Annotated in this window: 14 protein-coding genes; 2 read left to right on the plus strand and 12 right to left on the minus strand. The window is 73.8% G+C overall.

Translation table 11 applies throughout. The annotated features are described in order from the left end of the window. The first annotated feature begins 9 nt into the window (after positions 1-9). Positions 10-1,278, plus strand: a complete 1,269-nt coding sequence (locus BAW75_RS30640; protein WP_104115845.1) for a GAF domain-containing protein — start codon at positions 10-12, stop codon at positions 1,276-1,278. A gap of 5 nt (positions 1,279-1,283) precedes the next feature. Here BAW75_RS30640 and BAW75_RS30645 read toward each other — a convergent pair whose 3' ends face one another. From BAW75_RS30645 to BAW75_RS30670, 6 genes are all read right to left on the minus strand, one after another. Next, the gene (locus BAW75_RS30645) at positions 1,284-2,351 is read right to left on the minus strand and encodes a DUF2855 family protein (protein ID WP_104115846.1); all 1,068 of its coding nucleotides are present in this window, start codon (positions 2,349-2,351) and stop codon (positions 1,284-1,286) included. 94 nt (positions 2,352-2,445) lie between these two features. Beyond that, positions 2,446-4,578, minus strand: coding sequence for a B12-binding domain-containing radical SAM protein (locus tag BAW75_RS30650; RefSeq protein ID WP_104115847.1), 2,133 nt, complete (start codon positions 4,576-4,578; stop codon positions 2,446-2,448). A 10-nt stretch (positions 4,579-4,588) separates the two neighbouring features. Beyond that, positions 4,589-5,986 carry a TfuA-like protein gene (locus tag BAW75_RS30655; protein WP_104115848.1) on the minus strand — a complete coding sequence of 466 codons (1,398 nt, stop codon included), beginning with the start codon at positions 5,984-5,986 and terminating at the stop codon, positions 4,589-4,591. After that, a complete protein-coding gene (locus BAW75_RS30660) occupies positions 5,979-7,145 on the minus strand; it encodes a YcaO-like family protein (RefSeq protein WP_104115849.1) in 1,167 nt (388 codons plus the stop codon). Before BAW75_RS30660 ends, BAW75_RS30655 begins: the two co-directional genes overlap by 8 nt. A gap of 30 nt (positions 7,146-7,175) precedes the next feature. Continuing rightward, positions 7,176-7,550 (minus strand): hypothetical protein, encoded by a 375-nt coding sequence (locus tag BAW75_RS30665; protein WP_043327003.1) that lies wholly within the window; start codon positions 7,548-7,550, stop codon positions 7,176-7,178. Between the two features lie 144 nt (positions 7,551-7,694). Continuing rightward, positions 7,695-8,057 (minus strand): hypothetical protein, encoded by a 363-nt coding sequence (locus BAW75_RS30670; protein WP_124778775.1) that lies wholly within the window; start codon positions 8,055-8,057, stop codon positions 7,695-7,697. A gap of 334 nt (positions 8,058-8,391) precedes the next feature. Between BAW75_RS30670 and BAW75_RS30675 the strand changes: the two genes are divergently transcribed. Next, positions 8,392-9,171: a MerR family transcriptional regulator gene (locus tag BAW75_RS30675; protein ID WP_158629852.1), complete on the plus strand. Its 780-nt coding sequence runs from the start codon at positions 8,392-8,394 to the stop codon at positions 9,169-9,171. Positions 9,172-9,178: 7 nt separating this feature from the next. Here BAW75_RS30675 and BAW75_RS32700 read toward each other — a convergent pair whose 3' ends face one another. The 6 genes from BAW75_RS32700 to BAW75_RS30705 all read right to left on the minus strand — a co-directional run bounded on the left by BAW75_RS32700 (position 9,179) and on the right by BAW75_RS30705 (position 20,205). Next, positions 9,179-12,211 (minus strand): ATP-binding cassette domain-containing protein, encoded by a 3,033-nt coding sequence (locus tag BAW75_RS32700; RefSeq protein ID WP_208635355.1) that lies wholly within the window; start codon positions 12,209-12,211, stop codon positions 9,179-9,181. A 24-nt stretch (positions 12,212-12,235) separates the two neighbouring features. Then, positions 12,236-14,419: an NHLP family bacteriocin export ABC transporter peptidase/permease/ATPase subunit gene (locus BAW75_RS30685; RefSeq protein ID WP_104115850.1), complete on the minus strand. Its 2,184-nt coding sequence runs from the start codon at positions 14,417-14,419 to the stop codon at positions 12,236-12,238. After that, complete coding sequence (locus BAW75_RS30690; protein ID WP_104115851.1) at positions 14,416-15,225, minus strand: HlyD family efflux transporter periplasmic adaptor subunit; 810 nt, start codon at positions 15,223-15,225, stop codon at positions 14,416-14,418. Before BAW75_RS30690 ends, BAW75_RS30685 begins: the two co-directional genes overlap by 4 nt. After that, on the minus strand, positions 15,222-16,727 hold the full coding sequence (locus BAW75_RS30695; protein ID WP_104115852.1) for a SagB/ThcOx family dehydrogenase: 1,506 nt from the start codon (positions 16,725-16,727) through the stop codon (positions 15,222-15,224). The genes BAW75_RS30690 and BAW75_RS30695 overlap by 4 nt, the downstream gene beginning before the upstream one ends. 35 nt (positions 16,728-16,762) lie before the next feature. Next, positions 16,763-19,039, minus strand: coding sequence for a TOMM precursor leader peptide-binding protein (locus tag BAW75_RS30700; protein ID WP_104115853.1), 2,277 nt, complete (start codon positions 19,037-19,039; stop codon positions 16,763-16,765). Between the two features lie 140 nt (positions 19,040-19,179). Then, positions 19,180-20,205 carry a hypothetical protein gene (locus BAW75_RS30705; protein WP_124778776.1) on the minus strand — a complete coding sequence of 342 codons (1,026 nt, stop codon included), beginning with the start codon at positions 20,203-20,205 and terminating at the stop codon, positions 19,180-19,182. Positions 20,206-20,260: the final 55 nt, after the last annotated feature.

Genomic DNA, 20,260 nt, shown 5'->3' on the forward strand with positions numbered 1-20,260 from the left:
AGACCAGGCATGACGGCGCTACCAGGCCAGGACCTGCCCAGGCCGGCGGACGAGGACCTGCGGACGCTGTTCGGCAAGTCCATCGCCGTCTTCGCGGCGCTCGCCGGGCCGACGCACGTGGTGGAGGCGGCGAACCCGGCATTCTTCGCCGCCATCGGTGAGGAACGCGCACGTACCGGAGTTCCGCTCGCCGAGTTGATGCCGGAACTGGACGGCCAGGGCTTCATCGCCCTGCTGGACGAGGTCTACCGGACGGGCGAGTCCTACACCGGTCACGACGCCCGGATCATGCTGGGCACCGGCTCGCAAGCGCGGGAGGCGTTCTTCGACTTCACCTACGAGGCGCGCCGTGACGCCGCCGGCACGGTGACCGGGATCCGCGTGATCGGGGTGGAGACCACGCAGGTCAAGCACGCGCAACGGCTGATGGCCGAGCACCGCGCCATGCTGGAGCAGATCGCCCGGCAGGCGCCCCTGACCGAGGTGCTCGACGGGATGGCCCGCTGCATCGAGAACCTCGCGCCGCAGGAGGTGCTCGTCTCCGTCCTGCTCGCCGACGCCGACGGCCGGCACCTGCGCCACGGCGCCGCGCCCAGCCTGCCCGACTTCTACAACGAGGCCATCGACGGGATCGCCACCGGTGAGGGCGTCGGATCGTGCGGCACCGCCGCGCACCGGCGGGAGCCGGTCGTCGTCACCGACATCGCCACCGACCCGTTCTGGGCCGACTTCCGCGATCTGGCCGAGCGGGCCGGACTCGCCGCCTGCTGGTCCACGCCGATCCTGGCCCGCGACGGCAGCCTGCTCGGCACGTTCGCCATGTACCACCGCACCCCGCGCGTCCCGCGGGACACCGATCTGGCCCTCGCCCGGGTCTTCACCGGCACCGCCGCCCTGGCCATCGAACGTCACCACATCGAACAGGCGAAGTCCGAAGCGGACGCCCGTGCGCGAGCCGCCCACGACGAGCTGGCCCGGGTGGTGCGGGCGGAGCGGGAGCTACGGGCCGAGGCGGAACAGCGCGCCGCCGCGGCGGCGGAACTCACCGCCCGGCTGCGCGCCGCCGCCGCCGCGCAGGCCGCCACTCCCCGCCCCGAGCGGTGTCAGCTCGGCGGCAGCGACGGCTGCGCCGCGCCCGCCGAGATCAAGGTCGCCGACTCGTGGGGCGACTCGGCGTGGGGCTGCCCGGCGCACGTCGAGGAAGCCGTCATCAACGTCCGTTCGGTCTTCATCGCCAACGAGGAGCTCGGCGGCCTGTCCGCCTACCTCGACCGCTGACGCTCTCAGAGCTGCACGACGTGGCCCACCCGGGGCGGCGTACGGCCGGCGAGGACGTCGAGCCAGGCGTCCCGCAGCGCCTCCGGACCGGCGCCGGCCCGCACGTCGAGCCATCCGCTCACCACCTGCGAGAACCGCTGCCAGGCGTCGGCGAACCGGGCGTCGAGGCCGTCGCCGCCCCAGTCCCGGCTGCGCTTGCGCATCTGGACCGGCGCGAAGAAGACCTCCTCGGCGGCGTCGGCGTTCGGCGTCTGCCGGGTCAGGCCGACGGCGATGTCCCGGACGAGCCGGTCGCCGAGGTGGGCCCGCAGGGCGGCCCGGTGCGCGGGAGCGCCGGACAGGTCGAGGTAGACCGTCGGCACGACGTCGAGCGCCGCGATGTCGTCGTACGCGAGGACATCGTCGTAGCAGCCGAGCGACCTGGTGAAGGCGAGGTTGCCGGGCGAGGTGAGCCCGATCAGGCGATGGCCGCGGCCGTGCAGCTCGAACGCGGCGGCGTACGCCGTCTTGCTCGACGCCGACGACAGCACAAGCGATTCCGCGCCGTACCAGTCGTTGTCGACGACCTGGTCGGCGAGCATGAACGAGGTGAAGAACAGCGGCCGGAACAGGATCAGCAGGTCCTCCTGCTCCGCCCGGTACGCGGGGTCGCCGGTGGTCGACCGGTAGGAGTTGTACGGCGAGGGCAGCCCGGCCCGGTGCGGGCTGGCGTCCCGGAAGCCGGTCCCGTCCACCCGCTCCGGGCGTACCACGAGGTGGCCGGCGGGCGGCAGGTAGCCGTAGACCCGCACGCCCGGCTCAACTTCTGACACTGTGGATGCAACCACCTCGGCGAAGCCCCACAGCGGCGGCAGTCCCCACCGCCGGTCGAGCCCGCGCGGCTCGGGCGGGAAGAACTCCCAGTAGCGCATCGCCTCGCCGAGCACCGCGTACGTCACGTTGTTGGCGGTCAGGCCGACCCGGTCCACGCGCAGCAGCGCCTCCCCGTCGGCGAGGGCGGGCGCCGCGCCGTCGGCGAGCGTGGTGCGGGAGAGGTCGTCACGGGCCACAGCGAACGTCCACGAGTCAGCCATGGCCTGACGCTAGGCAGCAGCGAAACCGGAAACAAGTGCACTGGGAGTGCAAAATCCCACTCGGCGGGGTGCGCCGGCCCGACCGGCGCTCGGGTCACCGCGTCGGCCGGGCCGGGGCCGGGAGCTGGTGCCGGCGGATCAGCCGCTGCCCGATGAACGTGCGCCAGACCCGGTCGGCGACCGCCGGTTCGACGATCCAGAGCCGACGCTGCGCCTCGGCGAGCGTGAGCGGCGTGCTGAACAGGTCCAGGAACAGACGGCTGCTGCGGTTGAGCGCGAACACCTGGCCGTCGGTGCGGCGGAACAGGTGCCGGTTCGCCGGCAGGTCGCCGGGGACGCCCTCCTGCTCGTCGGACCGGATCCGCCGGTACGCGTCCCAGACCTGCTCGTCGTCGCGGTCCACGAACGCGCCGTTGGCGAGGAACTCGGTCCGGTCGTCGGTGTCGTGCCGCACCCGGTCGTGGGCGAGCACACCACGTACCGCGGTGCCGTACCGGTCGTGGTAGAAGAACGTGTGCGGGGTGTCGGTGCTGCCCAGCCAGGGACGGTGGAAGTGTCCCGGGTTGAGGTCGGCCTTGGCCCGGGCGACCTCGGCCTGCGCCGCCTCGGTCACCGGCTCGTCGTACCGGAGCATCCGGACGATGTCCGAACCCTCCACCGGCCGCACGTTCGTGATGCCGAACCGCTCCGGCTCCTTGGCGACGATGGCGCCCGGGGTCAGCATGAAGTCGCCGAGCCCGCCGAGGGTCCACAGGTCGGGGTTGTCGCGCAGGAACGCGATGCTGTCCAGCGCCTCCTCGCGGGTCTCGGTGGGAAAGCCGGTGAAGCCCATCATCTGCACGCCGATGTTGGCCTTCGTCATCGCGGTCATGGTGCGCCGTACCTGCTCCGGTCTGGTGCCCTTGTCGATCAGGTCGAGGATGCGCTGGTTGCCGGACTCGAAACCGACCGACACGGCCACGCATCCGCTGCGCCGCAGCAGCTCGCAGCGCTCGTCCGACCAGTACTTCTCCAGCCGGATCTCGGCGCCCCAGCGGAAGTCGAGCCCGCGCTCCACGACCTGCTCGGCGAAGCGCAGGATGGTCGCGGGAGCGAGCACGTCCACGGAGAAGTAGATGAACTTGGCGAACTTCGACAGCTCGGTGACGTCCGTGATCATCTTGCCGACCGTGTCCTGCCGCCACGGGCTCGTCGGGCCGTCGGTGTTCAGGCCGTAGTCGCAGAACGTGCACTTGTTCCAGTAGCAGCCGCGGGTCGGCGAGTAGTAGACGAACCGTTCCGGGCTGAGGTAGAGGTCCCAGGGCAGACCGGAGAAGTCCGGGACCGGCACCTGCGCCAGACGCTCGTAGCGCAGGGGCAGCTGGCGCTGGCGGCCGTACTTGGGGTGCAGGCGGACGTTGGGGTGCCCGGCCGGCAGGGTGCCGGCCGCCACCGCGTCCAGGATCTCCGTGTACGCGGTCTCCCCCTCCCCGACCACGATCGCGTCGAAGTCGGCGAGCACCTGGAAGACGTACTCGGGTCTGCTGGCGCACTTCCAGACGTCGGAGATCTCCGTGCCGCCCGCGACGAGGAAGACGTCCGGGCAGGCCCGGCGGACGAGCCGGGCGATCCAGAGCGCGAACGGAAGCTGCCACTGATAGGTGGCGCTGATCCCGATCACCTGGTGGCCACCGGCGGCCAGCCGCGGGATCAGCACGTCCTCGTAGTACGGCTGGAAGGGCTTGTTGAGCCGGCCGAGCAGCGCCTCGTCGGTCAGCGCGGCCACCGAGCCGATCGAGATCATCGGCGGTGGCTGCAGCCGGAAGCCGGCGCGGAACTGCCCGGGGAACCCGACCGCGCCGAGCGCGTCCATCCAGGAGATCACGCCTTCGACCGCGTCCTGGTAGTGCCGGTAGTCGTAGAACAGGTTCGGATCCTGCAACACCCCGATCGACCGGCGCAGCCGCTCCGGATCGGGGTCGGGCAGGCCGAGGTGGTTCGCCCGGGCCATCAGCGCGTCCGGGCCGCTGAGGTCGTCGGTCGAGGACCGGGACAGCTCCCGTCGCAGCCACTCGTACGCCGACGGCGTGTACGAGTGGTGGAACGCCTCGATGTTGGCGTCGATGATCTCCGCCGGCCGGTGCCCCTGCGCCCGGGCGTACGAGTCGAGGTAGTTCAGGGAGTGGTACCCCGAGGTGGGGTCGGTCAGCGGGGGGTAGACCAGTGCCGCCTTCACCGTTCCGCTCATCGACGCCTCCTCAGCCGACCTGGGCCGTGCAACCGGCCGGAATGTCCTCCTGCGCGCCCTGCGCCACCGCCGGCAGTCGCGGGGCGCCGAACGCCTTGACGTACGCCACGAGCGGCTCGGCGGCGTACCGGAACGACGCCAGGCCGTCGAAGCCCCGGTCCCACGCAGCCGACTCCAGCCCGTCGGCGTCGCAGCCCCACAACCGCGCGAAGCACTCGTCGACCACCTCGGTGCGGAAGTGGAGCCGGCCGCCCGGGCGGCGGTGTCCCGTCGTACGCGGGACGAGCGTCTCGTTCAGCGACGCCGCGGTCGCCGCGACCTGCCGCGCCGCGGCGAGCAACGCGGGGGTACGCAGCGGCGCCGCGACCATCCACAGCGCCAGGCTGCGGTACGGCGTGGTGCCGAACGCCCGCACCAGCACCCGCAGCACCGCCTCGCGGTCGCCGATGCCCCGTTCCCGGTCGGTGAGCCAGTCCCACCCACCCGGCGCCGTGCCGGTCAGGCCGCGCTCGCACGCCGCCTGGTGGGCGCGTTCCTCGACCGCCGGGTCGGCGATGTCGACCTCGGCCAGCCCGGCCAGCACCCCACGCCGGTGCCAGGCCGGCGCCTCGGGGTGCAGCAGCATCAGCACCGCCGCGGCGTCCCGGTCGCTGACCCAGTGCCCACCGACCGGCTTCCCGGCGAACCGCGACCGCCAGCTGTCGAGGAAGCGGGTGTGGAGGTTGTCGATCGGCTGGTCGCCGGCGTGCGCCGGGCACAGCTCCGGCGCGTCTGCCGCCGCCATCGACAGCAGCAGCCGCGCATCGGCGCCCTTGGCGTCCCAGGGGTCGTGCCGGCGCCAGGTCAGGAACCGGTCCACCACGGCCGCGGCCCCGGGTGGCGCGGTGCGCTCCAGCGCGCGGTACGACCGCCGCCGGAACGGCAGGTCCCGGGCGACGTCCAGCAACAGCGTGGCCTCGGCCTGGCCGAGCACCCCGGCGGCGACGGCGCGGCGCAGCTCGACCCGGATGTTCACGAGCGGCTCGCTCAACGTGCGGTGGCCCTCCTCGGCGGGCCCGTGCACCACCGCCACCTCGTCGTCGCCGGTGACGACACCGTCGCGGTAGAGCTGGAACACCTCGCCCACGCCACGCATGCCGAACGGCCACAGCTCGGCGGCGCGCAGCGCACCCATGCTGGCCGCGCCGGCCACTGTCACCCCGCGGTCGAGCAGGTCGAGGATCTCCCGGTGGCGTACGGGCGGGTGTTGCAGGAAGAACCCGTCGACGACGAGGACCCGGTCGCCGGGGCCGACGTCCAGGCGGAGCAGGTCGCCGTGCGCGACGGGCGGCAGCACCACCCCGGCGGGCAGCAGCCGGCCGACCTCGTCGGCCGGCAGGCTCGGACCGATGAAGACGACGTCAGTCACGGGGCACTCCTGGTCGGGTACTCAGGGCCCGCTCGTCGAACATCCGCAGGCCGGGGGCGAACACCTTGCTCACCGGGATGCCGATGTCGTCGTGCGTCAGGTCGACGCTGAACGGCTCGACGCCGGTGATCCGCTGCACCCGCGACGCGAGCTCGCGCAGCACCTGGGTCACGTCCCCGGCGGGCGGGGGGTCGCGGCGGACCGGCCGGACCGGCCGGTCGACGGTGGGTGGCGGCACCGGCGGCGCGCCGACGTCGTGGTACGCGGTGGCGTCGATGTCGTCCCGGGCCCCGGAGACCATGACCAGCCGCGACTGTGCCGCCTCCGACATGGCCCGGCCGACAGCGATCTCCGGGTCCACGTGGCAGCCGAAGCCGCCGAAGGTGACCGGCAGGTCGGGGGACCAGATCGAGGCGGCGTAGCAGGGCACGCCGACCGCGTTCGTGATGTCGCAGACCTCCACCCAGCAGCCGGCCCGCACCAGCGCCTCGTGCACGGTGCGGGTCATCGCGTTCGTGGCGGTGCCCGGATCGGTGTAGGTGCGCTCGGCGAGCGGCGAGGTGCAGTACGGGGCGATGCAGTCGCGCTCGACGACCTCCAGCAGGGCGTGCAGGCTGGCCTCGGCGAAGGTGTTGCCGGTGGCCAGCCCGTTGCTGCTGGGGGTGAACAGGGCGCGGTCCCAGCCCCGCCGGACGGTGAAGTCGAGTTCGATCGTGGCGCGCGGCACCAGGCAGGGCGCTCCGGTCACCAGCCCACGGCCGGCCACCCAGTCGAGGTCGACGGCGGGGGTCAGGGGCGACCGCTCCGCCAGGTGCAGCCACCGGACGTCGTACGGCAGGTCGAGCGCCTCGGCCGGGGACCGGACGGCGGTCCCCGGCCGGAGGTTCTCGGCATGCCAGGACTCGATGCTCTCCATCACCGCGCTGACCCGGGACTGCGTCGCCGTGGCGCCGGTGCCGACGCTCACCGCCATGGTGGCTCCGACCGGCCGGTAGGCGACGTGCACCGGTAGGCCGATCTCGTCGAGCCGGGTGATGTCGGCGACCCGGGTGATCCGGAACCGGTCGAGCATGCCGCCGACCCGTGCCCAGGTCTGCTCCACAGTGGCCGTCCGGTAGGTGCCGGATCGGAACGCGATGGTCTCGGTCGTGTCAGTCATCGAGGCTCCCGGCGGGGTGCGGAGGGGAACTCAGACGATGAGGACGGCGATGATGTTGACGTTGTTGTCGGCCGCCGGCGCCACGCCGCCGGCGACGGTCTCCAGCTCGGCCTCGGTCAGCTCGTTGAGGTCGACCAGCGGCACCTCGGGCACGTGCAGCACGTGCCGGCCGGGCGTACCGGACCAGTCGGCGACGATCTGCTCCTTGGTGTAGAGCGTGGCGGGCTGGGCGCGGTCGACCTCGACGGTGGCGCCGGGGGCGACCGGTAGGCCGGCCGCCGTCGCGTAGCCGGTCGGGTCGGCGAGGAGCCGCTGCAGTTCCTCGTCGCTGCGCCACACCGCGGTGACCAGTTCCGAGTACTTGGTCACGAATCTCGCGCCGTATTCCTGCTCGTCGTTGCTCATCGTTCGGTCCTTTCCTGGGGCTGCGGGCCGGGCGGTTAATTGCTGTGGCGAGAACGCTAGGAAGATCGAGGTTCGGCAATCAAGGATTTCCGCTGACTGCCATCAGAATCTGCCGTGCCGGCCGGCGGGCGGCAGACATCGGTGTCAGGTGCAGCAGCACGGGCAGCAGCACGCGCAGCTGGAGTCCAGGCCGGCGACGACGCTGTCCAGCTCGTCCTCGGCCAGCTCCGCCTCGGCCACCGGCAGCAGCGAGGGCACGAAGAGCACGAAGGCGCCGCTGGACTCCGCCAGCTCCCACGACTTGACCTGCACCTCGAGGTCCGGATCGGCGTCGGCGACGTCCCGGACCACCCGGACCTGCACCTCTTCGGGCAGGTGAAGGCCGTAGCCGGCGAGGAACCCCCGTGGGTCCCGGTCGAGCGCCTGCTCCTTGGCCGGGTCGGCCCAGACGTCGGCGACCAGCCGGCTGTACGCGGCCACGAAGACCGCTCGATCGACATTTGTCACACCCCTGCTCCCTTCGACGGTCGGCCGCCCACGACGACACCGGGGGCGGCGACAGGCAGCGCGGGAGGGTCCGGGCCGCCGGTTCCGATTCATCGTGGGCCACCGGCCGTTCCGGCCCGCCCGACGAGTGGGAATTTCATCGAATGCGGCCGCGACAGGTCCGCGCCGCGGCGAAAGCCGGGTAATGGAAATCAACGGCGTGACGCGGATTGGCGATTCTAATGATTGTCATCAGTGTGAACAAGTAGTAATTCCTCGCCTGTCACCCGCGCGGCGCCCGCACCTACGCTGCGATCGTCGGATCGCCCACCGTGACAGCGGTCCGGCGGCTGCCGTGTTCCGTCACCGAGTGCTGCCGGAGGCCACCGTGACCATCGACGAGGTGACGACGACACCCGGCGGCCCGGCCGGGTACAGCGTGGACGAACTCGCCCGCAAGGTCGGCATGTCGCCGCGCAACATCCGCGCCCACCAGGCCCGGCGGCTGCTGCCCCCACCGGTTCGGCACGGCCGGGCCGCGCTCTACGACGACTCCCACGTCCGCCGGCTGGACGCGATCCTCGCCCTGCAGCGGCAAGGCTTCAACCTGGTCTCGATCGAGGCCATGCTCGGGGTCCGGGCCGGTGACGAGGCGCCGGACGGGCTGACCGCGATGCTGCAGCGCCTGGCCGCCGACCGTCCCGCGCTGGCCCATGCGCTGACCCGGCACGGCGTGATCGGACGGGCCGACGACGGCACCGTCCGCACCTCCCGGCCACGTCCGCTGCGCGCCGCCCTGGACCTGCATCGGGTACGGGTGGGCACGGTGCCGGCGTTGCAGACCCTCAGCGAGGTGCTGGACAGCCTCCGGCCGGTCGCCGACGATCTGGTCGCCGCCGTCACCGCCCGGCTGCTGGCCCTCGCGCCGGAGCTGGTGCGCAGCGGCAACCGATCGTCCTGGGCCGACCTCGACCGGGAGACCCTGCTGTTGACCCAGGGCGTGGTCGGCGTGCTCACCGAGGCGTTCCGGCTGGCCGTGGAGAACCAGGCCGAGGCGCACGTCGCGGAACTGCTGGAGAACCACCTCGGCACGGACGTGTGCGTGGAGGACGGCGCGGTCATCGACAACGGCTGACCGGGCCTCAGCCCGTCGCGGGCTGCCCGTCCGGCTGCCGGCTCTCCACCACGGCGTCGGACCGTTCCGGCTGGTCCACGAGTTGCCGTCGCGCCAGCCGGTGGAACAGCCCGTCGGGCTGCTCCATCAACTCGTCGTAGGTGCCCCGCTGGACGATCCGCCCCGCTTCGAGCACCACGATGGTGTCCGCCGCGCGGACCGTGGACAGCCGGTGGGCGATCACCAGCCGGGTCGCGGCCAGGTCCGCGGTGCTCCTGGTGACCACCTCCTGGGTCCGGTTGTCCAGCGCGCTCGTCGCCTCGTCGAGGAAGATGATCCGGGGCCGGGGAGCCAGCGCGCGGGCGATCAGCACCCGCTGACGCTGCCCGACGGAGAGCGTCCCGCCGCCGAACGGCACCATGGTGCTCATCCCCATCGGCAGCGCCTCCAGGTCGTCGGCGAGGCCGGCGATCCGCGCCGCCTCCCAGACCTGGTCCAGCGGGAAGCTGCCGGCGCCGCAGATGTTGTCCCGCACCGAGCCGGCGAAGAGCTGGCCGTCCTGCAGGACCACCCCGCACTGCCGGCGGACCGCGTGCACGTCGAGTTCGGCGAGGTCCTGGCCGTCGTAGAGCACCGCGCCCTGCTGCTGGCGTTCGAAACCGAGCAGCAACCGGAGCAGTGTGGACTTCCCGCAGCCGCTCGGCCCGACGATGGCGACGAACTCACCCGGGCGCACGTGCAGGTCGATGTCGACGAGCACCGGCGGCTCGTCCGGCTGGTAGGCGAAGGTGACCCGGTGCAGTGCGACCTCACCGCGCAGCTCGCCCGGGTCCACCCGGTCCGGCCGGGCCTCGGGGTCGGCGCGCAGGATGTCCCGCAGGCCGCCCAGGCGGGGCACCGCCGCGATCACTTCGACCCCGGCCGACACCAGCACGAGCAGCGCGCCGAGCAGCATCGCGAAGCTGACGTTGAGGACGAAGAAGTCGGCCGGCGTGACCCGGCCGGCGAGCGGTCCCATCAGCACGGCGAACAGGACCAGTTGACCGGCGACCGGCAGCACCGTGGCGAACGCGACCAGGCCCGCCTGGCTCTGCCGGACCCGTTGCAGCGCCGCCCGGGCCACCGCGGCCACCTCCGACCAGCGGGCGTGCGCCCGGGCCTCGGCGGCCGCCACCTTGATCTTGACGATTCCCCCGAGCAACTGGTTGGTCATCGCCGCCGCCCGGTGCTCGGCCGGAAGCGCGATCCGTTGCCGGCGGACGATCAGGACGGCGAACGCGCCGAAGGCCAGCATGGTGACGGCGACGATCCCCGCCCCCCACAGCCCGAGCACGGGCTCGACCACCAGGAGCAGGCCGAGGGTCACCGCGACGGTCGCGGCCGCGGAGACGAGCTGCGGCAGCAGCGCGCTCAGCGCCTCGCCGACGAACGAGATCCCCAACATCGAGTTGGCGATCTCACCACTGCTGCGACCGGTGAAGAACCGGGCGGGCAGCCGCATGAGCCGGTCCCAGAGCGCCAGGTGCGCGCCGGACTGCAACCGGCCCTCCAACCGCAGCAACCGCAGGTTCTGCACCACGCCGACCAGTCCCGCGACCACAGCGGCGCTGAGCATCAGCGCGAGGAAACCGAACAGGCCGTCCACCTCGCCCTGCCGGGCCAACTGGCCCAGTACCTCGCCGGCGGCCAGCGGCACGCCCAGGCCCAGCAGCGCCACGCAGGCGGCGGCGACGAGCAGCCCGCGCACGTCGCGGGCCGCACCGACGAGCCCGGCCCGCAGCAGGTGGCGCATCCGGGCGGCCTGCGGCAGCGGCGCCTGCACCTGGGTCGCCTCGGCGGCGAACGTCGCGGCGATCGTCGCGTCGATCGGCCCGTACGCCCGGGTCTCCGGGTCGACGTGGGGGTAGCGGCCCCGGCGGAACACCAGCGGCACCGCGACGGCACGGGACGGGTCGTCGCCGGTCCGCCACCCCACGAGCGGCCCCAGGTCCCGCCGCCACCACCGGTCCGGAAGCCGCACCTCGCGCAGGAACAGGCTGGACGCCCGGGACACCGCACGCACCGCCACCCGGTCGTCAAGTGGCGCGCCGCTGCGGTCGGCCGGCTCGTTGACCGGGCTGCCCATCCCCTCGGTGACCACCCGGACCACCGAGGCCGCCCGCCCGTACCTGTCGAAGCCGGCCTCGGTGTCCGGAACCGGGAGCGCACCGCCCGCGCCGATCACCCCGAGCGACCGGCGGGCCGCCGCGGCGAGCACCTCGGCGTCGATCTGCCGGCGCCGCTCCACGCCGCTCAGCAGGGCCGCGTCGGCCTCCTCGACGCGGGTCTCCACCATCCGCAGCAGCCGCACCACGTGCTGGTCGACCGCCGACCGGAGCTGACCGCTGACCAGCAGGTCCCAGCTGCCGTGGCTCTCCACCGCGCACGGCGATTCGGCCACCACCCAGTCCCGCTCGGCGACCAGCAACAGCTCCCGCTCCCCCGACATCTCCGCCGGACCGCCGTCGTTGCGGCGCAACTGCCCGCCGGCGCTGCGCAGCCACCAGGCACCACCGGTGGAGACGAGGGCGCTCCCCTGTGCCAGCGACACGATCTCGCGCCCGCTCAGGGTGGACGCCTCCCGGGGCGCCTGCCCGCGGCGCAGCGCGTCGGCGACGGCCACCAGCACCAGGTCCACCGCCGCGACCAGCTCCGCCGCGGCGCGCCGCGCCCGCGGCGACACCTCCTCGTCCGCCGGGAGGCCGGGCCGTACCTGCCGCTCCAGCAGCGACAGGTGGGGCCGGGACAGCCCGCGCAGGTCCGTGCCGGGCAGCGGCACCAGGATCAGCTGCCACACACCGATCGCGGTGGACGTCGGCACCAGGCCACCCGCCGGCAGCCGGGCCACGTGGTGCCGGCGCGACGGGTTCGTCCCGGCCCGGCGCACCGCGAACAGGTCGGCCTCGCCGCCGGTCACCAGCCAGCCCGCCACCGTGTCGTCGAGCCGGCAGACCTGGCGTACGCCGTCGGCGCAGAAGCCGATCAGATTGCCGGGCGAGGGATTCTCCACCGCGCCGCTCATCAGCGTCTCCTCGGGTCGTCGTGGTCAGTGGTCCCGGACCAGGCGTGCGTACGCGCCGTCGCGGGCGACCAGTTGCTCGTGGGTGCCGCGCTCCACCTCCCGGCCGCCGTCCAGCACGACGATCAGGTCGCAGTCGCGGACCGTGGACAGGCGGTGGGCCACGATCAGGCAGGTCGCCCCCCGCCGCCGCAGGTGCCTGTCGATCTGGCGTTCGGTCTCGGCGTCCAGCGCGCTGGTCGCCTCGTCGAGCACGAGAACCCGGGGATTGCGGACGAGCGCGCGGGCGATCTCGAGCCGCTGCCGCTGCCCGCCGGAGAAGTTGCGGGCGTTCTCCCGTACCGGGCTGGCCAGGCCGCCCGGCCGGGCCGCCACCTCGTCGTAGAGGCAGGCGTCGGTCAGCGCGGTGACGACGTCCTCGTCCGCGACGGTGAGGTCCCACATGGTGACGTTGTCCCGCACCGTGCCTTCGAACAGCCGCTGGTCCTGGTCCACCATGGCCACTGTGGCCGCCCAGAGGCCGTCGTCGGTCCCCGGCCGTTCGAGGCCGTCCACGGTGACCCGCCCGGTCCACGGGCGGTAGAGCCCGGCCACCAGCCGGCCCACTGTCGACTTGCCGCTGCCCGACCGCCCGACGAGCGCCACCCGGGCACCCGGCGGCAGGTCCAGGCTGAAGTTCTCCAGCAGCGGCCGGCCCAGCGGGTTGTAGCCGAAGGTCACGTCCTCGATGCGCAGGTGCCCCTCCATCGGCGCCAACGGCCCGGCGGGCCGGTCCCTGGCCGACGGCAGCGGGTACCGCTCCACGTCCCGCAGCCGGTTGAGGTCGGCGCTCATGTCCTGCAGCCGCGAGCCCAGCGCGGTCAGGTTGCCCAACGGCCGATTCATCGCGGCGGCCAGGCTCTGCATGCCGACCAGCACGCCGACGCTCATCGCCTCCGCCACCACCTGCCGGCTGCCCAGCCCCAGCAGCACGGCGGTGGTCCCGGAGGCGAGGAACGCGGGCAGGACGGAGAGCACAGCGGTGGGCACCCCCAGCCGCTGCTGGCGGGTGGCGACTGTGGCGTGGCGCGCCGCGAACCGGGCCACGGCGCGTTCCTCCTCGCCACCGGCCTTCACCGTCTCGATCATCTGGACCGTGGTGTAGACGGTGGTCACCAGCTTGCTGCGGTCCGCCTGGAGCCCGGCGACGGCTGTCGACCGGGTCGAGGCGACGTAACGCAGCACGCTCACGTTCAGCCCGGCGAGGACCGCCGCGCAGAGTCCGAGCAGCAGGTCGTACTGGCAGAGCAGCGCCCCGTACGCCAGCACCAGGCCGGTGTCCACCACCGTGGTGGCCGCGCGGCGGGTGAGCACCTCGGCGACCACCTCGTTGCCCCGGACCCGCTGGCTGAGGTCGGCGGCCTGCCGCTGGTCGAAGAAGGCCGGCGGCAGCCGCAGCAGATGTCGGAAGAACCGGGCCGCGCTGCTCAGGGCGAGCGCCGTCTCCGCGCGTACGGTCAGGCGTTGCTGGAGCAGGCCGGCCAGGAAGGTCAGCACGGTGGCCACCGCCACCGCCGCCACCAGGCCGGCGAACGCGGCCCGGTCCTCCTGGAGCAGCACCCGGTCGACGAAGACCTTCGCCATCACCGGGATGGTCAAGCCGACCACGGCGATCAGCAGGCCGAGCAGCAGCATCTGCGCGATCGCCGAGCCCGGGCCGCGCCACCGTTCGGCCAGCGCCCGCACCAGCCGGTAGCGGGTGCCGCCCGGCCGGAACTCCGGGCCGGGCTCCATGGTGAGCGCGATGCCGGTGAAGGCGCCGTCGAACTCCTCCCAGCTCACCGCGCGGGGGCCGGTGGCCGGATCGTTTATGAAGACCTTGCGGCCGAGCCCCTCCAGCACCACGAAGTGCTCGAACCGCCAGAACAGCACCGCCGGCAGCGCCACCGTGGCCAGGCCGGCCAGGTCCATCTGGAAGCCCTTCGCCACCATCCCGTACCGGCGGGCGCCCCGGAGCACAGTGGCCGCTGTGGAGCCGTCCCGGCTCACCCCGCACACCCGGCGCAGCTCCTCCAGGGGTACGTGCCGGCCGTGGTGGGCGAGCAGGATGCCGAGCGCGGCGGCGCCGCACTCCACCGCCTCCATCTGGATCAGGGTGGGCGTACGGACCCGTCGACGCCGGATGCGGGGAGGCTCCGGCGTTCCGGTGGCGGCGGTCGGGGGCGCGCTCATCGTCCCAGCAACCAGTCGATCGGGTGTTCCTGGTCCACTGTGAACCAGGCGGTGACCTCGCTGGCCGAGTTGAGCTGGAACGGCGGCGGGGACTTGGTCCAGCGCAGGCCACCCGGGGCCGCCGGGTCGGGCTCCAGGGTGACTGTCACCCGGACCACGCTGCCCCGGGCGAGCAGCCGCCGGACGTCCGGCCCGGTGCCCAGGAAGGCGCGCAGCGAGGCCTCGGTCTCCGGGAAGGCGCCGATGGTGGTCACCCGGCCGGCCAGGGTGCCGAACACGTTGCGGGGCGCCGCCGCGGCGGCCACCTCGACGGGTACGCCCGGTTGCAGCAGGGGCGCGGCGACGGCGGGAGCGTAGACGACGGCCTGCAACGCGTCCCCGGCGGCGTCGAGCCGTTCCAGGTCGGCCAGGTGCGTGCCGGGGGTGACGATCTCGCCCTCCGAGACCAGCCAGGCCACGACGTACGCGTCACCCGGCGCGTTCTCCACCCGCACCTTGCCGTCCATGGTGCGCAGGCTGTAGAGGGGCGTGCCCTTCGTGACCCGCTGGTGCGGCGACGCCCACACCTTGGTGACCTGGCCGCTGTCGAGCGCGTCGAGGGCGGAGATCCCGTTGGAGTGGATCAGCACCCCGGCGGCCTCGACGGTCCGGGGCACCACGGTACGCACCGACCAGACCCCGGCGGCCACCACGACGATGACCAGCGCCACGGTGGCCAGCCAGTTCGGCACCGTGGTCAGCCGGACCGCGCGGTCGAGCTGCTCGGGCGCCTCCAGCTGACGCAGCGCCTGCCGCCGGAACTTCACGGCCGGGCCCCCGTGTCGGCGGGACGACGCGAGCCGAGCAGGAAGTCGGCCACGCTCGGTTCGACGAGCGGATCGAGCCCGGACAACTCGGCGAAGGCCTGGGAGTCCCCGGCGCCGAGGGCGCACGGCGCCAGCCCCATGGCGGTGGCGACGAGGTACATCTGCTGGGTCAGCACACCCGCGTCCTTGAGAATCATGGCGTAGCTCATCCCTTCGTACTTCCACATCAGCCGCTGGACCCGGGCGGTGACCACCAGGACCGTCTGCGGCGGCCGGGGCATGGCGCCGGCCGCCCGGGCGTACGCCAGCAGCCGGTCGGCGGCCGCGCCCCAGCCGGCGACCGGCTCCAGCCGGTGCCCGACGCCGTCGTAGTGGTAGAGCCCGGGGTCGAGCCCGGCGCAGCGCGCGACAAGCGGATAGATCTCCAGCTCGTAGACACCGCCGCCGCCCGGGTAGGGCCGGTGGCCCACCTCCTGTCCACCGGCCTCGCCGACGACCGTGGTGTGCTGCGACCGGTACAGGAACTCGGCCAGCCGCTCCAGGGGCAGCGGCGCCGTGTCGTCGTGTTCGCGCACGCTGCGCCGGTCCGCGACGACCTGGCTGAACGCGGGATCCGCCTTGGCGATCGTCGCCAGGTCGGGCAGCGGCAACTCGACCGCCCGGCCCCCGCCGTACGGGCGGCGCAGCGGCTGCGGCGCGAAGCGTTCCCGCATCCGGTAGGTGCCGCCCGCCGGCAGCGCGTGCCGGCCGGCCCGGGAGCGGTGGTGCAGCCGAAGCTCCTCCGGCGACCAGTAGGCGAGCGGCGCGTCGTCGTGCTCCGCCTCGTACTCGGCGTCGGTGACCAGGATCCGGGCGGTGGCCAGCTCGTCGAGCACCCGCCCGGCGGCCTCCGGCGGCACGCCGAGCATGCGGGCCACCGTGTCGGGTCCGAGGCCCGGCACGGCGGCGGCCAGCACCGCGCCGACGGCGGCGTCGGCGCAACCGACGGTGAGGGTGCTCAGCGACGACGCGGCCACCAGCATCCCCCGATCGTGCTGGAGGGTGGCGAAGCGGGAGAGCCGGTAGCGGACCCCCGGGGTGTGCGGGCGGCTCTCCGGCAGGCTGCCCCGGCCCAGCCCGGTGGGCACGAGGTCGAGCAGCGCCCGGTCGTCGACCTGGACGCGGCGCTCCAGCCAGGAGTGGGCGAGCAGCCGGCGCAGCAGCAACTGCGCCGGCAGCACCCGGCTCTCCCCCTCCAGACCGCTGATCAGCCGGCCGACCTCGACGTCGCCGACCCAGTCGGCGGCGAGGCGCAGCAGCAGCGCCCGCCGGCCCATGCCGGGTCGCTCCAGGGTGAGCCGGAAACGGGTCTGCCGCAGCAGCAGCGAGCCGTCCTCACCGAGTCGCAGCTCCGCGTCACGGCGCAGCCGGTACGACTCCTGGACCGGAGGACCGCCGCCGGCGCCGTTCACGACGACCGCCGCCGACCGGTCGGGTCCGCCACTGTGGTCATCCCCCACCATCCCTTCCACGTTCACCGGCGCGCCGGGAGCGCCGGCTAGAAGAACACGTTCAGCGGGTTGGCCGACGTCTCGTCGGCGGCCACGGGGTCCCGGCCGAGGCGGCCCGGCACGTCCCACAGCCGACCGGGGCCGAGCCGGCGCCAGAAGTGCCGCAGGCCCGGCACGACGACCTTCACCACGGCCAGGTCGACGTCCGGGCGGGACTGGTCGACGACGATCACCTCCAGGCCGGCCCGCTCCGCCCGGCGTACGCACCGGCGCACGTCGTCGCCCACGTCGCCGGTGGTCAGCGTCGGGTGGTCGGCGGCGGTGCGCGGCGGCCGGGTCGGATCCGGGGACAGCCACTGCTGGTCGGCGACCCGCACCGTGCCGAACCAGCGCGCGGTGTCCGGGTCGTCGCCGCCGTACCGGTTGCGCTCGGAGGTGGGTCCGGGCACGGCGGGCAGGAACTGGTTCACCTCGGTGAGCGCGCGGGTCAGCGCGACCCGCGCGTCCAGGTGCGCGCCGAAGCCGACCAGGACGTCCTCCGTCCCGCCGTCGGCCCGCCGGGACACCGCGGCGAACGTGGGTACGCCGAGGTCGGCGGTCAGATCGAGGGCCCACAGCTCGCGGCTCAGGGCGGTGGCGTGGTGGTCGACGCAGGCGGTGGTCCACGGGTCGGCGAACGAGGCGAGGTCCACGCCGGGCATCCGGGAGCGGTGGTACCACCACAGGGCGACGCTGTCCCGCTCCACGAGTTCGCAGAAGCCCTGCAGGATCGCCTCGGACAGGTTGCCGCCGGCCGCGCAGCCGTTCGAGTCGGCCGAGCACACCCCCAGCCCGGTCAGCTCCGGGTGGCCGTACCAGCAGTACGCGGCGGGCAGCTCGCGCGGCGTCTGCCGGGTCAGCGACCAGCCCGTCGTCCAGTCCAGCTCCACGTCGTCCGGCAACGGGCGGGGAACGCGGTGCAGATGGCCGAGGTCGCGGTTGAGCCGGTCCCGGTCGGCGTACTGGCGGTCCGAAAACAGCAGCAGCTCGCGCAGGTGCACCGCGCGGTCCGGACCGAGCTGCCGGTAGGTCGCCCGGTGCACCGGTCGGTCGCCACGCCACACCCCGCAGTAGCGCTCCACCGCCTCCCCGATCGCGCTCATCCGGGCCTGGAGGTCGGTCCGGCCCTTGCCGCCGCTCTGCCCGCGCAGGTTGCGGCGCAGCCCGGCGAGCTCGCGGGGCTGGGCGAAGTTGTGCCCGGCGGAGTAGGTGTGGGTGACGCCGTTGTCGGTCGCCTCCAGCGGGGTCAGCCGGCTCACCACGCCCAGGTACCGGCTGACGTGGTGGGCGAGTGCCGCGTACGTCTCGGCGGGTTCCCGGGTACGGGAGTCCCCGGCCCGGCTGGGCTGGGCGCCGCTCGGTGGCAGGTCGATCCGGGGCTCGGCCTTGCGGACGAGGTCCGGGTCGCCGCACGCGGGGCACTGCGGTTGGCGTACGAGCTGGTGGCTCTCCGTGCTCAGGTCCCGGGTGTCCAGGGCCACCATCCGGCCGGTGAGGCGGGGCGACGTACCCCGCACGGCGAGCACGGCGAGTTCGGCGGCGAGCAGGCCGGCGGCGGTGGTGGCCAGTCCGGGCAGGACCGCCCGTCCGGGCTGCGGCAGCGGACCGGCCAGGTCCTGCCCGCCGAGGAACGCGTTCACCTGCTCGTTCTCCTGCCAGCGTTGCCGCAGGCAGGCCCAGCAGCCGGTACGGCCCGGCACCAGGTGCGGGCCGAGGAAGACGACGTTGCCGTGCGGCCGGGCCAGGGTCCAGGCGCGACCGGCGGCCAGGTGGCGGTCGTTCATCGACGCCAGCCGGGGGTCGAGCATCGACGACGGCAGCACCAGCACCTGGGCGTCGTCCGGGCCGGGGTCCGGTCCGTCCGGCCCGACCACTGTCACGGCGAGTCCGAGGGCGCGCAGCGCGTCGGCGGTCTCGGCCACCCGGGGCGCCCCGAGGTCCACGACGGTGACCGGGCCACCGGCCATCCACCGCCGCCCCGCCTCGGGCGGGACGCCCCGGGCGTCCCAGCCGGCGGCCTCGGCCGGCGAGGTGTGCGCCGGGCCGGACGTGAGCAGGCCGTGGTCACGCAGCCGGGCGAGGGCGGTGGCGACGGCGGCGACCGGGTGCCGGGTGGCCAGCCGGGCCACCACGTCGGCCAGCGGCGCGGCGCCGTCGAGCTGGTCGGCCAGGTCCGCGGCGACCGGATCGTCGACGAGCAGGCTGCGGGTCTCCCCCAGCACCACGAGCGGGCCGTCGGGCAGCCGCACCGGCACGTAGTCCGATCGGAAGCGCGGACGCCACATGGTTCCTCCCGAGCCTGGTGGCCGGGCCGCGGGTACCACCGGCCCCGCCGGCGATCACGGCTGCTGTCATCGTCGCGGTCCGCGGCCTCCGATCCCGAGTGATGCCACCGGTTTCTGCCGTCGGCGGGGTCGGTGCGCGGTCAGCCGGCGGTGACCGTCAACGCGGTGTCGTTGAGTCCCAGCACCGACGTGCCGGTGGTCTGCTCCGGTACGAGCAGCAGGAAGGTCTCCACCCGGTTGACCCGGATGGATTTTCCGCTCACCGCCGTGCGATGACCGGTGGCGATCAGGTCCGGGCTCTGCGGCACCATCCGGACGGTGGCCGGACCGCCGGGCGCCGGGCGCAGCGTGTCGGTGGCGTGGACGGTCAGGAAGGTCAGCGTGCCGGTCGGCGTCGTGACCGCGCAGTCCGACCACTCCGCCCGGTCCAGGGTTCGCCGGACCTCCGCGCCGACGCCGGCGAGTTGCTGCCCGTAGACCTCCCAGCCGCCGGCGAACTGGCCGTCGAGCAGCGGGCTGGACGCGATCAGGGACCGGTTGCCGGTGGTCGACCCGATGCTGCGGGCGAACACCTCGGCGGCGAGCGCCCGGCGGCTGGTCTCGTCCAGGGCGGTGCCGCCCTCGGTGGCCGGCCGGCCGTCGATGCTCCGGGCGGCCACCAGCGCAGGCTGGGTGACCTGGACGTTGTGGCTGAGCTTCCACTGGCCGTCCGTGCCGAGCACGAACTGGCTGACGTCGGTGGGGGCCAGCTCTGAGCCGGCCAGCTTGAGGGTGGCCGTGACGAGGAAGCACGCCGGGTCGCCGGGCGGCACCGCGAACGCCGGGTTGATGTGCTGGAACGACGGTTGCGCCTGCTGGTTGTAGGCGGCCCGGCGGACCGCGGCGACGCTGAGGTCCAGCGAGGGCGGAACCTCCTGGGTCCGCAGCGTCTCGATGTCGCCGGCCACCGAGGCGGCCGAGTCGGCCTGGTCGAAGGCGGTGAGCACCAGCGCGGCCCGGTCCCGGCCGAAGCCGGCCGAGCCCTCGGGCGCGGGGGTGGCCGCGTCCACCGGTTCGCCGCCACAGCCGGTCAGCATCAGCAGCGCCGCAGCGGCGGCGGCGAACGGCATCGCCGGCACCGGCGCGGCGAGGGTACGCGGGCTCCTGACGGATCTTCTGCCCAGCATCTCGTCCTCCATCCACAGCCGGTGCGCGGGAATCGCGCCCGATGCAGTCGAGTAT

Origin of the sequence: Micromonospora chalcea (assembly GCF_002926165.1) — a bacterium.
Lineage (GTDB): Bacteria > Actinomycetota > Actinomycetes > Mycobacteriales > Micromonosporaceae > Micromonospora > Micromonospora chalcea.

Bases quoted from the DNA above. Each gene is read 5' to 3' on its own strand.
- BAW75_RS30640 (WP_104115845.1), top strand. From the start codon at position 10: ATGACGGCGCTACCAGGCCAGGACCTGCCCAGGCCGGCGGACGAGGAC.
- BAW75_RS30645 (WP_104115846.1), bottom strand. From the start codon at position 2,351: ATGGCTGACTCGTGGACGTTCGCTGTGGCCCGTGACGACCTCTCCCGC.
- BAW75_RS30650 (WP_104115847.1), bottom strand. From the start codon at position 4,578: ATGAGCGGAACGGTGAAGGCGGCACTGGTCTACCCCCCGCTGACCGAC.
- BAW75_RS30660 (WP_104115849.1), bottom strand. From the start codon at position 7,145: ATGACTGACACGACCGAGACCATCGCGTTCCGATCCGGCACCTACCGG.
- BAW75_RS30665 (WP_043327003.1), bottom strand. From the start codon at position 7,550: ATGAGCAACGACGAGCAGGAATACGGCGCGAGATTCGTGACCAAGTAC.
- BAW75_RS32700 (WP_208635355.1), bottom strand. From the start codon at position 12,211: ATGAGCGGCGCGGTGGAGAATCCCTCGCCCGGCAATCTGATCGGCTTC.
- BAW75_RS30685 (WP_104115850.1), bottom strand. From the start codon at position 14,419: ATGAGCGCGCCCCCGACCGCCGCCACCGGAACGCCGGAGCCTCCCCGC.
- BAW75_RS30695 (WP_104115852.1), bottom strand. From the start codon at position 16,727: ATGGTGGGGGATGACCACAGTGGCGGACCCGACCGGTCGGCGGCGGTC.
- BAW75_RS30700 (WP_104115853.1), bottom strand. From the start codon at position 19,039: ATGTGGCGTCCGCGCTTCCGATCGGACTACGTGCCGGTGCGGCTGCCC.
- BAW75_RS30705 (WP_124778776.1), bottom strand. From the start codon at position 20,205: ATGCTGGGCAGAAGATCCGTCAGGAGCCCGCGTACCCTCGCCGCGCCG.